Source organism: Roseomonas haemaphysalidis (genome assembly GCF_017355405.1).
Taxonomy (GTDB): Bacteria; Pseudomonadota; Alphaproteobacteria; order Acetobacterales; family Acetobacteraceae; genus Pseudoroseomonas; species Pseudoroseomonas haemaphysalidis.
Genome location: NZ_CP061179.1, coordinates 319,184 through 333,278, shown reverse-complemented (window position 1 = coordinate 333,278; position 14,095 = coordinate 319,184). Strand labels below are relative to the sequence as shown.

The window sequence follows — 14,095 nt, the reverse complement described above, 5'->3', positions numbered from 1 at the left end:
CCATTTCCTACGGAGGAAGCTCCTCATGGTGACCATGGTCGTCAACGGGCAGCGGCACACGGTGGAGGTGGAGCCGGATACCCCCCTGCTCTACGTGTTGCGCGACGAGCTGGGGCTGCACGCCGCCAAGTATGGCTGCGGCCTGGGGCAATGCGGTGCCTGCACCGTGATGGTGGATGGCCAGGCGGTGTTTTCCTGCGTCACGCCCGTCCTGCTGATGCAGGGGCGCGAGGTGACCACGCTGGAAGGGCTCGGCACGGCCGAGGCACCGGGGCCCATGCAGCGCGCCTTTATCGAGGAGCAGGCGGCGCAGTGCGGCTTCTGCATCCCCGGCATGATGATGCGGGCGCAGGCGCTGCTGGCGCGCAACCCGCGCGCGACGGACGACGAGATCCGTGCCCAGTTGCAGTCCAACCTGTGCCGCTGCGGCACCCACGCGCGCATTCTGCGCGCCGTGCGCCGCGCCGCCGGGCTGATGCAAACGGCAGAGGCGGCGGCGCCGGCCGCGGGCGATAGCGGGAGCGTGGTGCGATGAGCGCGCAAAGGCAGCCGCCCCCCGCCGGCCCGGTGCTGTCCCGCCGCGGCGTGCTGGCGGGCGCCGGGGCGCTGGTGCTGGGCTTCTCGCTGGCGCATCCGGCGGCGTCGCAGGTGCCGGACGGCACGCCCGGCCTGCCGGGCAGCCTGCAATCCAGCCCGGAGCTGGACAGCTGGATCCGCATCGGGGCTGACGGCGCGGTGACCGTGTTCACCGGCAAGGCCGAGCTGGGCCAGGGCATCCGCACCGCCTTGATGCAGGTGGCGGCGGAGGAGCTGGAAGTCCCCCCCGCACGGATCACCATGGTGACCGCCGACACCGGCCGCACGCCGAACGAGGGCTACACCGCGGGCAGCCACTCCATGCAGGACAGCGGCACCGCCATCCGCAACGCGGCGGCGCAGGTGCGCGCCATCCTGGTCGCGGAAGCCGCTGCGCGGTGGAACGCCGACCCGGCCACCTGCCGTGCCGAGGACGGCGCGGTGCTGGGCCCCGCGGGCCAGCGGCTGGACTACGGCGGGCTGGTGCAGGCCGAGGCGCTGAGCGGCCGCGCCGTGCCCGGGGCGCAACTGAAGGACCCGGGCCGCTTCACGGTGATGAACACGCCGGTGCAGCGGCTGGACATCCCCGGCAAGGTGACGGGCGGCGCGGCCTATGTGCAGGACATGCGGCCGGACGGCATGCTGCACGCCCGCGTGGTGCGCCCCGCCGGCCCCGGCGCCACGCTGCGGGCGCTGGACAGCGGCGCGGTGGAACGCATGCCGGGCGTGGTGGCCGTGGTGCGCGACGGCAATTTTCTGGCCGTGGTCGCCGCCAAGGAATGGCAGGCCATCAAGGCGATGCGCGCGCTGTCCGCCGCCGCGCAGTGGCAGCCTGGCCCGCCCCTGGCGAAGCAGGATGAGATCTTCCGGGTGCTGCAGGCACTGCCCTCGGAGGATATCGCCATTCTGGACAATCGCCGGCCGGTGCAGGCCGCCAAGCGCCTGCGCGCCCGCTACACCCGCGCCTACCAGGCGCATGGCTCGATCGGCCCATCCTGTGCGCTGGCGCATTGGGTGGACGGCGCGGTGACGGTGTGGAGCCACACCCAGGGCGTCTATCCCGACCGCGCCGCCATCGCTGAGATGCTGCGCCTGCCGCCCGACAAGGTGCGGGTGATCCATGCCGAGGGATCCGGCTGCTACGGCCACAACGGCGCGGACGACGCGGCGGCGGATGCGGCCCTGATCGCCCGCGCCGTGCCGGGGCGGCCGGTGCGGCTGCAATGGATGCGCGAACAGGAAAACGGCTGGGAACCCCAGGGCCCCGGCATGGTGACGGAGGTGGAAGCGGCGCTGGATGCCGGCGGCCGCATTGTCGACTGGGACTACGGCGTGTGGAGTTCCTCGCACAACATGCGCCCCGGGTCGGCCGGCGCGCTGCTGGCCGCGCGCCTGGTGGCCGAGCCGTTCCCGATGCCCGAGCCCAAGCCCGCGCCGCAGCCGGAAGGCGCCGGGGACCGCAACGGCATTCCATTGTACCACCTGCCGGGCGGGCGGGTGGTGCACCACTTCCTGCGGGACATGCCGCTGCATACGTCGGCCATGCGCTCGCTCGGCGCCTACATGAACGTCTTCACCATCGAGACTTTCATGGACGATCTGGCACGCGCCGCCGGCACCGACCCCGTGGCCTTCCGGTTGCAACACATGGAGGATGCGCGGGCGCGCGAGGTGATCGAGACCGCCGCCGCCCGCTTCGGCTGGAAGCCGGGGCAGCGGGCGCCGCGAGGCCGGGGCTACGGCTTCGGCTTCGCGCGCTACAAGAACCTTGCCGCCTATTGCGCCGTGGCGACGGAGGTGGAGGTGTCGCATGAAACCGGGCGCGTGCGGCTGTTGCGCGCCGTGGCGGCGGTGGACAGCGGGCAGGTCGTCAACCCGGACGGGCTGCGCAACCAGGTGGAAGGCGCGATCCTGCAATCCGCCAGCTGGACATTGTATGAAAGCACCACCTGGGACGATGCCGCCATCACCAGCGTGGACTGGTCCACCTATCCCATCCTGCGGTTCCAGGAGGTGCCGGACAGCATCGAGGTGCATATCGTCGAGCGGCCGGGCATGCCCTTTCTGGGCGCGGGCGAGACGGGGCAGGGCCCGACCGGCGCGTCCATCGGCAATGCCATCCTGGACGCCACGGGGTTGCGGCTGCGCGACGTGCCGCTGACGCGGGAGCGGGTGAAGGCTGCGATCGGTGTATGAAATAAATAGGGAAGTATTTTACACCAGAAGAAATTTACGGATTGCCTGACGGGGCTGGGCGCCATATTGCCCGGTCACCCGCCACGCGCCCTGGCGGCCAGCTTTTTTTCATCCGTCGATCGGTGCCGCCATGCCAGCTCAGTTCCGTCGCCTGACCGGACGGTCGTACCGCTGTTGCTTGGCGGGCGGGGTGGCCTGGTGGCTCGCCGCCGGGTCCGCCGCGTCGCAAACGCCCCAGCCTGACCCACGGCCGGCTCAACCTGGCTTCGCGCCGGCCGAGGTGTTTCCCTACTTCGTGCGTCTCGGCGCCGGCGTGGTCGATTACAGGACGAGCGGCAGCGCCAGCACGCGCGGCACTGCCATCGACAATGCCAGGGTGGCATTCGACAGCCATGCGGTGGCCACCGCCGAGGCCGGTTGGCGCTTTTCGCCGCTGTGGAGCATGTCGCTGCTGGCCGGCATTCCGCCCACCGTGTCGCTGCAGGGGGAAGGTGCGCTGGAGCGCCTGGGTGTCCTGCGCAAGGTGACCTATGGCTCGGTGATCGCCGGGTTGCAGTTCCACCCCTTCGGCCAGGGCTGGATCGACCCGTATGTCGGCGGCGGCCTCGACTACACCTTCGTGTTCCGCACCCGCGGTGGCAGCCTGCCGGATCTGCGCATCGCCGACAGCTTCGGCCCGGTGTTGCAGGCCGGCGTCGATCTGCGGCTGACGGAACGCCTGTCGCTTTACCTGGACGCCCGCAAGATCTGGCTGTCGTTCGACGGCAAGGGCATGGCGCCGACCTCGCACGGGCTGGCACCCGTGCGGGTGGAGGTGCAGCCTAACCCAGTGGTCACCACCGTCGGTCTGTCCTTTCGCTTCTGAGCCTGGCGCCGCTGGTTGCTGGCGTTGCTGTTGCTCGGCCTGGCAGTGCCGCTGGCGCGCGGTTGTGCCGGAGATCCGCCGGCGCCCGCCTTGTCCGCGCCGGAAGTCAAGGCGCCGATGCGCGGCAAGCTTTGAACGTCAGGGGGGCCTGTTTGTGTCCGAAGGCCGGATGGCCTGGGCCGGAACACCGATGCCGCCGGCCTGGTGCCGGCTGGCGGCAACGGCGATGCCGGCGACGGACCAGTCGCCGTTGCCGTTGTCGCGCAGCAGGGGCGCGCCGCTGGCGCCACGGGTGCCGGCACAGCCATGCGCCACCACCGTCAGCCCGGCCAGCCGCCCCATCTGCAGCAGTTGGCAATGGTTGTCGGCCATGATGACTTCCGGCCGGTCCTGCTGGTAGCCGCCCAGCACAATCTGGTCGCCGGCCGCCGCCGGGCGCAGCGGCAAGGTGGGCGCGTCGAGCGGCAATTGCAGCCGCAGGATCGCCCAGTCGGCGCCGGCGGGGCCGCTTTGCGCCGGCGAGAAGCCTGGCCCGACCTGAAAGGACACCACCCTCCGGTGGGCCTGGAAACGCCCCGCCGCATAGCCCAGCAGAAAATGCACGGAGCCGGGTTGCACCAGCTGGTCCCGCCGCCGCGCGGTCAGGCAATGCGCCGCCGTCAGGACCCGGTCCGGCGCGATCAACGTGCCGGTGCAGCGCTGACCGAGCTCGGTCTGCACCCGCCCCAGGCTGCGCCAGGGGGCGGCGGAGGCGTCCACCGTCTGGCGCGCGTCATGCTCGCCGAGCCCGGGGAGCTCGGCGCGGGGGATCAGCGGCTCGGCGGCGGCGGGGCACAGGGGCCACAGGCCGGCCATGACCAGACACCGCAGGACCGGGCGAAAGTTCATCCGCCGGCGCCGGGCGCCAGCAGGCCGGAAGCCAGGCAGCGGAAGGCCTCCACGGCCTTGGGCAGCACGGCGCGCGGGTCCGCCGACGCGGCCACCCAAAGGGCGGCGTTCAGCGCCGCTCCGTTGATCAATCGCGCCGCGGCCTCGGCATCCACGGGGCGCAGGGTCTTCGCCTCGATCAGCGCGGCGATGCTATCGGTGGTGGTTTGCAGACAGGCATTCTGCCCCGGCCATTGCGAGGGGTCGCCCAAGACGGCGGGTCCATCCAGCAGCATGATCCTCTGGATCTCGGGCTCCAGCGCCAACTCGATATAGGCCACGCCTTCGGCCAGAAAGCCCAGCCAGGGGGTGTGCGCGCTGTTTCGTGCCTTTCGGGCCTTGGCCAGCATCTCTGCATCGAGTTGTTCGATCACCGCGCGCAGCAGGCCCTTCTTGTCGCCGAAGTTGTGATACAGCGCGCCGCGCGTCAGCCCGGCGGCGGCGGTCAGCTCATCCATGGACGATGCCGCGAACCCCTTTTCCGCAAAGGCCGCGCGGGCAGCCTGGATCAGCCTGTCCCGGGTTTCCTGCATGGTTCGCGCACGCTGCCCAAGGGCCACCGGTAACTCCGTTTCTCCGCATACGGCCCGTATGTCAGTTGACATACGGGCCGTATGCGGCAATCTGGTTTCATACGGGACGTATATGAACGCATCCCCGACGCCGGAACAGGGGTTCCGGCGCGATCGCCGCAAGGAAACCGACATGGCCAAACGTGATGCCGTCTTCCCGCCCGGCCGACAGGCCCTTTACGACAACCACCGCTATTCCGCCGCCATCCGCTCCGGTGACCTGCTGTTCGTGTCAGGGCAGGTGGGTAGTCGCGAAGACGGCTTGCCGGAGCCTGACTACACCAAGCAGGTCCAACTGGCGTTCGACCGGCTTGCCGCGGTGCTGCGGGCGGCGGGATGCAGCTTCGACGACGTGGTGGACGTGACCACCTTTCACACCGACCCGGAGCGGCAGTTCAGCGCCATGATGGCCGTGCGGGACACGGTGATCGGCCCGCCGCCTTATCCCAACTGGACGGCGGTGGGCGTCACGTGGCTCGCCGGCTTCGACTTCGAGATCAAGGTCATCGCGCGCATTCCCGCGCCGGCATGAGCGTCGCGGCGGCGCGTCAGCGGGCTGCCGTTTGGCCGGCTCGCGGGGTGGCGGCTGCCCGCTGCATGGGCAGGTCGAGCGGCGCCGCCGGGCCGAGATGCGCGTCGACCGCCGCGCGCGCTTCCGCCATCACCCCCGGCAGCGCCGCAGCCTGGGTGGTGGTGACGACGCCGATCTTGCGCGCCTGCGGCCGCAGGCTGGGGTCGTAGATATGCACCGCCCAACCGGCATCGCCGTATTCGCGCAGTTCCAGCGCGCAATCCCGGTAATAGGACAACTCGACATAAGCCATGGAGCCTCTCCTACAAACGGGCGAGGCAGTTCTAGACCAGACCTGTCGCACAATGTGTGACGTTTTGCAGAGACAATGAAATGACTGTATTTATACTTTGGTAAAACTATTTATCACTTCGAGTAAATTGATCCCCATAAATTATCTCTCTGCGCATCCATCGGTACTCGCGCCATCGGTTTGCGGCCCTGGCAACCCGCGCATGGGGTCCGCGGCGCCCCGGCCCATGGTAACACCCTGCCCGAAACCAGGAGGTCGAAGGGGTGCGGGTATCGCAGGCGGCTGACATCCAGGGTACGCCCGGGGCAGGATCAGCCGGGCGCGACGCCGCGGCCACCCTGGCCGCCCTGCGGCGTGGCGAGCTGGCCGGCGTCCGGGAACTACACTTGCCCGGCCTCGGCCTGCGCGAGTTCCCGCGCGAGGTCTTCGGCCTCGCCGCCTCGCTGGAGGTGCTGGATGTCAGCGGCAACGCGCTGACCGACTTGCCGGAAGACATCGGGCGGCTCGGGCGGTTGGGCGTGTTGTTCGCGTCCGGCAATCCCATGCCCCGGCTGCCGGTGGGCCTCGGTGGCTGCGCGGCGCTCGGCCAGCTTGGCTTTCGGGGCTGCGGAATGCGCGACGTGCCGGGCGAGGCGCTGCCGCCGCAGTTGCGTTGGTTGACGCTGACCGACAACCGCATCGAAACACTGCCTGCCGCGCTGGGCGAGCGCCCCGCCTTGCAGAAGCTGATGCTGGCTGGCAACCGGCTGCGGCACTTGCCGCACAGCCTGGCCGGCGCCGCGCGGCTCGAACTGCTGCGCCTGTCTGCCAATGCTTTCGACACGCTGCCACCCTGGCTCGCCTCGCTGCCCCGGCTGGCCTGGCTCGCCTGGGCCGGCAATCCGCTGGACCCTGCGGTGACAGATCAGACCTCCGCCATTCCCTGGGCCGAGCTGCAACCCGGGCGCTGGCTGGGTGAGGGCGCGTCGGGCGAGGTGCGGGAAGTGCTGTGGACAGCCCCTGGCACGGCACGCCCCCTTGCGGCGGCATTGAAGCTGTTCAAGGGGCGCATGACCAGCGACGGGTTGCCGGAACGGGAAATGGCCGCCTGCCTGCGGGCCGGGCCATACCCGCAGCTCACCGGCGCGCTGGGCCGGGTGGTGGGGCACCCCGAGGGGCGGGACGGGCTGCTGATGCCGCTCCTGCCCGCGCAGTGGCGCGTGCTGGCCGGGCCGCCGAGCCTGCAAAGCTGCAGCCGCGACGTTTACCCACCTGCAATGCGGCTGGCCCCGGCCGTGGCGCTGCGCATCGCCCATGATGCCGCCGCCGCCGCTGCGCACCTGCATGCGCGCGGGGTGCTGCACGGCGACCTGTATGGCCACAACCTGTTGTGGGACGGCACCACCGGCGCGGCGGTGCTGAGCGACTTCGGAGCCGCCTCGTTCCTGCCGGATGGTGCAGCGGGCGAGGCGCTGCGGCGCCTGGAAACGCGGGCCTGGGGCCTGTTGCTGGGCGAACTGGTGGCTTGTTCCGGCCTGGACGACGTGGCGTTGCGCCGGCTGGAGCAGGACTGCGTGCAGCCCGCCGTCGCCGCCCGCCCAACAATGACGGAGGCTTTGGCGGCTCTGGCCGCGCACCCCCTGCTACGGCACTGACAGGGGCGCGCCTCTACAACCAACCGCGTTCGCGAAAGCCCGCGAGGTCCAGCCCGGCGGGTGCATACCACCCCCCGCTGCGGTATCGCGCACCCAACTGCAGGGCGGCTTCCTTGTTGCCGAAGGGAATCCGCAACGGTGTTTCATCCGCGCCGCGGTCCGGCGCGGCGGAAGCCGCGGAACCCTTGCGGCGGCCGGGGGCACCGGGCCGTTTGGCACGGCCGCCCGGTGCCTTGCGCGCCTTCGGAGCATCCGGGGCAGGCGGTTCGCCCGGCGCCGCCGTCCGGTTCGGCGCGTGCTGGTCCAGGAAAGCGCGGCACAGCGCGGCGGACCCGGCATGGCCCCGCGGCGGGGCGATGCCCTTCTGCTTCGCCAAGCTGTCCACGAAACGCTTCATCGCCGGTGTCGGCGGGCGCGGGCCGCCGGGCGGGCCGGCGCTGCCCAGCAGGGCGGGATCGACGGTCCCGGCGCCTTCCTGCAACCGCCCGATGATGCGGCTGGCCTGGGCGCAGACGGCATCGATGGCGCCGGACATCTCCTCCGTGCCCAGCAGCACCTCGTCCAGCAGGCGCTCCATCTGCGCCGTCACGCCGGGGTCCACCAGCGCCGGATCGGCCTGTTGCAGCACCCCGTGCAAGGACAGGCCGCGCGCGGTGGGCACGATGTTTTTGCCTTCCGCCACGAGGAAGTCCTGCGCCTTGAGGCCGCGGATCACCTCGGCCCGCGTGGCGGGGGTGCCGATGCCCTTGGCTTCCTTGAGCCGCTCGCGCAGCGCCTCGTCTTCCACGAAGCGCCAGGCGTTCTGCATGGCCTCGATCAGCGTGCCCTCGTTGTAGCGGGGCGGCGGGCGGGTCTGCTTGGCGTCCACGGCGGCGTCGCGCAGCCGGGCGGCCTCGCCGTCGCGCAGCGGGGGCAGCAGCTGCGCGTCCTCGCCCTTCTCCTCCGCCGGCGTCCATTCGGGAAAGGCGGCGCGCCAGCCCAGCTCGATCGGCTGCCGCCCGGCGGCACGGAACACATGGCCCTGGACATCCAGCGTGGCGGTGGTCTGCCGGTAACGGAAATCCGGCATCATGGCGGCCAGGTAGGAGCGCGCGATCACGTCGAACAGCTTGCGCTCGTCCGCCGAAAGGCGTGGCCAGACCTCGCGCAGCGTGTCCACCGTGTTGACGTTGGGGATGACGGCGTGGTGGCTGGCGCCTTCCAGCCCCTTGTCGTGAAACGCACCGGCAGCGCCGCGCCGCGTCACCGGCGGGTCGGGCACCGGAATGGCCGCGAAGGCCCGCCCGGCTTGCAGCCCGGCGACGATGCGCGGCACGTCCGGCATCAGGCTTTCGGGCAGGTAACGCGTTTCGGCGCGGGGGTAGGTGATCACCTTCTTGCCCTCGCCGTCATAAAGCTGCTGCGCCACCTCCAGCGTGCGCGCGGCGGACCAGCCGAAGCGCGAGCCGCAGAGCTTTTGCAGGGAAGGCAGGTCGTGCAGCCGCGGCGGACCCTGCCGCTTGTCCTCCACCTTGACGGCCAGCGGCCCCGCGAAGCCCTCGGCCAGCATGGCGATGGCTTCTGCGTCCTCGCGCTTCAGGATGCGTTCCTTGGGCGCGTGGCGCAGGCGCAGTTCGCCGCCCGCCACTTCGGCCGTTGCCACCACCTCGAAGTAGTCCTGCGGGCGGAAGTCGCGGATCTCCAGCTCGCGGCGGCAGACGATGGCCAAAGTCGGCGTCTTCACCCGCCCGACGCCGATCACGCTGCGCACGCCGCGCGCCAGCGTCACGGTCGCGGTGCGGGTCAGCGACAGGTTGTAGATCTGGTCCGCCTGCCGCCGCGCCACGGCAGCGGCGTAGAGGCGGGCGTATTCCGCATTAGGCTTCGCGGCGGCGAAGGCGGCGCGGATGGTTTGCGGGTCCTGGGCGGTGAAGATTACGCGCATCACCCGGCCGCGGTATTTCAGGTGCTCCAGGATCTCCTGGCCGATGAGCTGCCCCTCGCGGTCGCAGTCGGTTGCCAGCCACACGCAGCCGGCACCTTTCAGCGCGGCCTTGATGGCCTTCAGCTTGGCCGCCTTGTTGCCGCCCGAGGCGGGCTTGGTGGCATAAAGCCCTTCCGGCTTCAGCAGCACCGGCGCCCAGCGCTTCCAGGCGAGCACCGCTTCCTCCGGCTCCACCAGGTCGAACAGGTGGCCCTCGGCAGGCAGCACGGTGCCGTAGCGGCCGCCGACGGCGGCGCGCACGTCCTTGGCTTGGCTGCTTTTCTCGGTGATGACGATCTGGGTGTCGGGCATGGCGTCGGAGATGTTCTCTAAAGGTTCCTGCCCGCCCGGGCCAGCCCGATCTAGCCTTGCACGCGGATCACCCGCAGCCCAGCCGCCTGGAATGGCGCGCAAAGCGGCTCCGACGCATCCGTCACCAGGGTCCAGCCGGCATGGAACGGCGTCCAGCAGGGCTGGCTGGCGCGGCCGAGCTTGGAGCTGTCGGCCAGCACGAAGACCTCGGCGGCCTGTTCCGTCATCAGGGCCTTGAGCGAGGCCTGTTCCAGCGTCGCCTCGCACAGCCCGCGCCCGGCGACCACGCCGTCGGCGCTGGTGAACACCTTGTCGGCGGTCATCTGCCGCAGCGCCTGCTCGGCCAGGGGGCCGGTGGTGCCCATGCTGATGGGCCGCACCGTGCCGCCCAGCACAACCAGCTCCAGTCCCAGCGTGCCGGTCAGCACCGGGATCAGCGGCAGGTTGTTGGTGATCACCCGCTGCCGCCGGCCACCCAGCAAGCGGCCCAGCGCTTCCACCGTCGAGCCACCGTCGAGGATCAGCGTTTCGCCTTCGCGGATCTCCGCCAGCGCGGCGGCGGCGATGGCGGCCTTGGCGGCGCGGTGCTGGCCTTCGCGCTTGCGCAGGCTCTGTTCCGGCGCCGGCGCGGCCAGCACCGCGCCGCCATAGGTGCGGGTGATGGCACGCCGCGTGGACAGGTGCTGCAGGTCACGCCGGATGGTGGAGGCGGACACGCCGAAGCGGGCGGCCAGCCCGTCCACGTCGGCATTTCCCGCGGCGATCGCCTGCAGGATCGCGTCCGTCCGTTCCTTTCTCAGCCGCATGGCGCCGTGCCTCCTCAACTTCCCGGTGCCCGGCCCCCCTTAGGCCGGACCGGGGCGAAAGGCACGCCCCGCGCGTCAGGCCGCCGCGCGGTCGCGCTTGGGTGCCAGGTCCACGGCCTGCTTCAAGGCCTCCACCAGCGAGCCGTCGTCGGCGATGCCCTTGCCGGCGATGTCAAAGGCGGTGCCGTGGTCGACCGAGGTGCGCACCACCGGCAGGCCGATGGTGATGTTCACCCCCGCCTCCAGCCCCATCACCTTGACCGGGCCGTGGCCCTGGTCGTGGTACATGGCCACCACCAGATCGAAGTCGCCCCTGGCGGCGCGGAAGAACAGCGTGTCGGCGGGCAGCGGGCCGGTCACGTCCCAGCCCTTGGCGGTGCAGGCCTGCACAGCGGGGATGATCTTCTGCTCCTCCTCGCCCTGGCCGAACAACCCGTTCTCGCCGGCATGGGGGTTGATGCCGCAGACGCCGATGCGGGGCTCGGCGATGCCGGCCTTGACCAGCGTGTCCCGCCCGCGGGCAATCACGCGCTCCACCAGCCCCGGCTCGATCTTCCGGATGGCGTCCATCAGGCCGATGTGGGTGGTGACGTGGATCACGCGCAGCTTGGGCGCCACCAGCATCATGGACACCTCGGGCGTGCCGGTCAGGTGCGCCAGCAGTTCCGTGTGGCCGGGGTACTTGTGGCCGGCGGCGTGCAACGCCTCCTTGCTCAGCGGCGCGGTGCAGATGGCATCCGCCTCGCCGGCCTCCACCAGCCGGGTGGCGCGTTCGATAAACCGGAAGGCGCCCTCGCCGGCCACCGGCGACAGCTGGCCGAAGGGAAAGCCGTCCGGGATCAGCCCCAGGTCGATGCAGTCCACGGTGCCGCGCTCATAGCGCGCGCCGTCGGGGGTCTGCAGCGCGCGCACCTGCAGCGTGCCGCGCACCACCGCGCCCGCTTCGCGCAGGCGCGTGGCGTCGCCCACCACCAGCGGGCGGCACATGGCGTAGACGTCCTCGCGCGCCAGGGCCTTCATGATGATCTCCGGCCCGATGCCGGCGGCATCGCCCATGGTGATCGCGACGATGGGGCGGGTGTCGTGAGGGGTCATGCGGCGGTCCTGCAAAGCTGGCGCAGCCGGAGCAGGCTGCGGAGAATGGTTGCGTCGTTGCCAAAGGCGCCGGCCTTGGTCATCACCGGCACCTGGAGCGCCCCCTGGGTGACGCCGAGCGGCACGCCGGCCTCGACCTCGTCCAGCAGGCGGATGCCGTTGACGCCCAGATGCGTCAGCAGCGCGCAGGCGGTTTCCCCGCCCGTGGCGAACAGCCCGCCCATCCGGGCGGCGGCGGGCGCCAGCAGCCCGGCCAGCGCCTCGGCCAGGGCGGCGCCCTGCGCCAGGTCGGCACCGGGGTCGTCGGCGATCATCACCAGCGTGTCCTGGCCAGCCGCAAGCGAGGCGCCGATGCCCCCGGCCAGCGGGGCCCAGCGCGGGTCGGCGGGGCCAGCGCGCAGCAGCGCGGGCGGGATGTCGAAGCGCGTGGCAGCCGCCTCGGCCACCAGGCGCGCGGCGGCGCCACGCGATGCCTCGGCGATGCTGCCAACCACCACGAGCACGCCGCCGCGGAGCGCGGGGGGCATGGCACCGGGCGCCGGGGCGGCATCCGGCAGGGCGGCGGCCAGCGCGGCGGCGATGCCGCCCGAGCCGACCCAAACCACCCGCTCCGCCAGTGGCAGGCTGGCGCGGGCGAGAATGTCGAGGTCGCCTAGCGCCACGGCGTCGCATACAACCGCGTCCAGCCCTTCGGCCAGGGCGTCGCGCAGGGCTGCCGCCAGCGCCGCATCGCCCTGGCGCACCAGTGCGAGGGGCAGCACCCGGGCGTCCAGGTCGACCGAGCGCAGCACCTCGGGCAGCAGCGCGCTGCCGTAGGTGTGATCGCGCGCCCAGAGGGGCGTGTCTTCCAGCGGCTGGCCGTTGACGTGCACGCGGCCTTCTTCGGTCGTGCGGCCCGTGGCGGGAAAGGCCGGCGCCACGATGGCCAGCGCCGGGCGCCCGGCCCCACGCAGCGCCGCAAGGGTGGCGGCCAGCTCGGCGGCCGGCTGGCCGCGCAGCGTGGAGTCGATCTTCTTGATCAGCCCCATGCCGGGCGCGTGGCGGGCCCGCAGCAGCCCCGCGTGGCGCCTGGCGGCCTCCTCCGGGGGCAGGCGGCGGCTGTCGGCGTCGATCGCCACCACCTGCGCGCCGGCGGCCATGTCCACGCCGTGCCAGCCGACCGAGGCCCGCAGGCCCCGCCGGGCGAAGGCGATGCCACAATCGGCGGCGCCGGTCAGGTCATCGGCCAGGATCAGCCAGTCGCGGGTCATGCCTCGCCCGTTCCGGACCGGGCACCGAGCCGCGCGGGGCCGACGCGGCGCGCCACCCAGGCGGTGACCGGCGGCACCAGGATGGCCGTGACGATGACGCAGGCCGACACCAGGATTGTGGCGGCGGGCGCGGCGTCCGCATAGGCCGGGTTGTTGGCGGCGACGATGGCGGGCACCGCCGCCGCATTGCCGGCGGTGGAGGCCGCGGCGATGCCGGCGACGCCCGATCCGCCGATCACGCGATCCATCAGGAACAGGGCGGTGCCCGTGATCACCACCACCGCGACGCCGAGCCCGAGGCCCAGCAGCCCCGCCTGCCACACCTTGGTCAGGTCCAGCCCGGCGCCGAGGGCGAAGGCAAAGAAGGGGATCATCACGGGAATGGCGCGGCTCAGGAACTCGCGCATCTCGCGGTCCAGGTTGCCGATCAGCATGCCCACCAGCAGCGGCAGGATGGCGCCCACCAGCACCGGCCATTCAAACGCCGAAAGCCCGGCGACGCCCAGCGTCACCATGGTCAGGAAGGGTCCCGATTCCAGCGTCATCACGGTATAGGCACCGACGTCGCGCGGCTCGCCGTACTGGCCCATCAGGGCCATGTACAGGCCGCCGTTGGTGTCATTCATGGCCGCGACGATGGCGAGCGTCGACAGGCCGGCGAACACGCCGCTGGCCACCGGTGCCTCGCCCAGGAACTGTCCGACGATGATGCCGAGCAGGGCCGCGATGCCGACCTTCGTGCCGAGCAGCGTGCCGCCCTTCTTCAGGATGTAGGGGGTGGCCTTGAAGTCGATGCTGGCGCCCATGCAAACGTAGAACACCGCCAGAATGGGCAGCGAGCCGGTGAACAGCGCCCCGGTGAAGGAGCCAAAGAACTTCGGCGTGGCCGGGAACAGCGTGGCGATGATGGCGCCGAGGGCCAGCGGCACGACCATCATGCCCCCCGGAACCTTCTCGATCGCGCGCTTGATGGGGATTTGCATGGGGATGGACGATCCTCGGCACTGCGTATGGTCCGGCCTGGGTGGGCGGACTTCAGGCGAGGTGCATTGACCGGAGCGCGCGCCGAGTCAAA

At 71.4% G+C, this 14,095-nt stretch carries 13 protein-coding genes; 5 read left to right on the top strand and 8 right to left on the bottom strand.

The genetic code is table 11. From position 1 onward, the window contains the following. Window positions 1–25: 25 nt before the first annotated feature. The 3 genes from IAI59_RS21175 to IAI59_RS21165 all read left to right on the top strand — a co-directional run bounded on the left by IAI59_RS21175 (window position 26) and on the right by IAI59_RS21165 (window position 3,637). On the top strand, window positions 26–535 hold the full coding sequence (locus IAI59_RS21175) for a (2Fe-2S)-binding protein (RefSeq protein WP_207415291.1): 510 nt from the start codon (window positions 26–28) through the stop codon (window positions 533–535). Beyond that, window positions 532–2,772, top strand: coding sequence for a xanthine dehydrogenase family protein molybdopterin-binding subunit (locus IAI59_RS21170; protein WP_207415292.1), 2,241 nt, complete (start codon window positions 532–534; stop codon window positions 2,770–2,772). Before IAI59_RS21175 ends, IAI59_RS21170 begins: the two co-directional genes overlap by 4 nt. A gap of 190 nt (window positions 2,773–2,962) precedes the next feature. Then, on the top strand, window positions 2,963–3,637 hold the full coding sequence (locus IAI59_RS21165; RefSeq protein WP_207415293.1) for an OmpW/AlkL family protein: 675 nt from the start codon (window positions 2,963–2,965) through the stop codon (window positions 3,635–3,637). Between the two features lie 138 nt (window positions 3,638–3,775). Here IAI59_RS21165 and IAI59_RS21160 read toward each other — a convergent pair whose 3' ends face one another. Beyond that, window positions 3,776–4,492 (bottom strand): trypsin-like serine peptidase, encoded by a 717-nt coding sequence (locus tag IAI59_RS21160; RefSeq protein WP_207415294.1) that lies wholly within the window; start codon window positions 4,490–4,492, stop codon window positions 3,776–3,778. Between the two features lie 29 nt (window positions 4,493–4,521). After that, on the bottom strand, window positions 4,522–5,097 hold the full coding sequence (locus IAI59_RS21155; RefSeq protein ID WP_207415295.1) for a TetR/AcrR family transcriptional regulator: 576 nt from the start codon (window positions 5,095–5,097) through the stop codon (window positions 4,522–4,524). A 172-nt stretch (window positions 5,098–5,269) separates the two neighbouring features. Here IAI59_RS21155 and IAI59_RS21150 point away from each other — a divergent pair, with 172 nt between their 5' ends. Then, window positions 5,270–5,668: a RidA family protein gene (locus IAI59_RS21150; RefSeq protein ID WP_207415296.1), complete on the top strand. Its 399-nt coding sequence runs from the start codon at window positions 5,270–5,272 to the stop codon at window positions 5,666–5,668. Window positions 5,669–5,684: 16 nt separating this feature from the next. Here the strand turns inward: IAI59_RS21150 and IAI59_RS21145 are convergent, their stop codons facing one another. After that, the gene (locus tag IAI59_RS21145) at window positions 5,685–5,960 is read right to left on the bottom strand and encodes a hypothetical protein (protein ID WP_207415297.1); all 276 of its coding nucleotides are present in this window, start codon (window positions 5,958–5,960) and stop codon (window positions 5,685–5,687) included. Between the two features lie 287 nt (window positions 5,961–6,247). Here IAI59_RS21145 and IAI59_RS21140 point away from each other — a divergent pair, with 287 nt between their 5' ends. Then, window positions 6,248–7,594, top strand: a complete 1,347-nt coding sequence (locus tag IAI59_RS21140) for a leucine-rich repeat domain-containing protein (protein WP_207444007.1) — start codon at window positions 6,248–6,250, stop codon at window positions 7,592–7,594. 13 nt (window positions 7,595–7,607) lie between these two features. On the opposite strand, the gene IAI59_RS21135 is transcribed toward IAI59_RS21140, so the two are convergent. The 5 genes from IAI59_RS21135 to IAI59_RS21115 all read right to left on the bottom strand — a co-directional run bounded on the left by IAI59_RS21135 (window position 7,608) and on the right by IAI59_RS21115 (window position 14,003). After that, a complete protein-coding gene (locus IAI59_RS21135) occupies window positions 7,608–9,869 on the bottom strand; it encodes a type IA DNA topoisomerase (protein ID WP_207443954.1) in 2,262 nt (753 codons plus the stop codon). 50 nt (window positions 9,870–9,919) lie between these two features. Then, window positions 9,920–10,675 (bottom strand): DeoR/GlpR family DNA-binding transcription regulator, encoded by a 756-nt coding sequence (locus IAI59_RS21130; protein WP_207415299.1) that lies wholly within the window; start codon window positions 10,673–10,675, stop codon window positions 9,920–9,922. Between the two features lie 75 nt (window positions 10,676–10,750). Then, complete coding sequence (pdxA, locus tag IAI59_RS21125) at window positions 10,751–11,770, bottom strand: 4-hydroxythreonine-4-phosphate dehydrogenase PdxA (protein ID WP_207415300.1); 1,020 nt, start codon at window positions 11,768–11,770, stop codon at window positions 10,751–10,753. Beyond that, complete coding sequence (locus IAI59_RS21120) at window positions 11,767–13,020, bottom strand: four-carbon acid sugar kinase family protein (RefSeq protein WP_207415301.1); 1,254 nt, start codon at window positions 13,018–13,020, stop codon at window positions 11,767–11,769. The genes pdxA and IAI59_RS21120 overlap by 4 nt, the downstream gene beginning before the upstream one ends. Next, on the bottom strand, window positions 13,017–14,003 hold the full coding sequence (locus IAI59_RS21115) for a 2-keto-3-deoxygluconate permease (RefSeq protein WP_207443952.1): 987 nt from the start codon (window positions 14,001–14,003) through the stop codon (window positions 13,017–13,019). Before IAI59_RS21115 ends, IAI59_RS21120 begins: the two co-directional genes overlap by 4 nt. Window positions 14,004–14,095 lie beyond the last annotated feature (92 nt).

Coding starts and splice junctions, on each gene's coding strand:
- IAI59_RS21175 (WP_207415291.1), top strand. CDS start 26: ATGGTGACCATGGTCGTCAACGGGCAGCGGCACACGGTGGAGGTGGAG.
- IAI59_RS21170 (WP_207415292.1), top strand. CDS start 532: ATGAGCGCGCAAAGGCAGCCGCCCCCCGCCGGCCCGGTGCTGTCCCGC.
- IAI59_RS21160 (WP_207415294.1), bottom strand. CDS start 4,492: ATGGCCGGCCTGTGGCCCCTGTGCCCCGCCGCCGCCGAGCCGCTGATC.
- IAI59_RS21155 (WP_207415295.1), bottom strand. CDS start 5,097: ATGCAGGAAACCCGGGACAGGCTGATCCAGGCTGCCCGCGCGGCCTTT.
- IAI59_RS21150 (WP_207415296.1), top strand. CDS start 5,270: ATGGCCAAACGTGATGCCGTCTTCCCGCCCGGCCGACAGGCCCTTTAC.
- IAI59_RS21145 (WP_207415297.1), bottom strand. CDS start 5,960: ATGGCTTATGTCGAGTTGTCCTATTACCGGGATTGCGCGCTGGAACTG.
- IAI59_RS21135 (WP_207443954.1), bottom strand. CDS start 9,869: ATGCCCGACACCCAGATCGTCATCACCGAGAAAAGCAGCCAAGCCAAG.
- IAI59_RS21130 (WP_207415299.1), bottom strand. CDS start 10,675: ATGCGGCTGAGAAAGGAACGGACGGACGCGATCCTGCAGGCGATCGCC.
- pdxA (WP_207415300.1), bottom strand. CDS start 11,770: ATGACCCCTCACGACACCCGCCCCATCGTCGCGATCACCATGGGCGAT.
- IAI59_RS21120 (WP_207415301.1), bottom strand. CDS start 13,020: ATGACCCGCGACTGGCTGATCCTGGCCGATGACCTGACCGGCGCCGCC.
- IAI59_RS21115 (WP_207443952.1), bottom strand. CDS start 14,003: ATGCAAATCCCCATCAAGCGCGCGATCGAGAAGGTTCCGGGGGGCATG.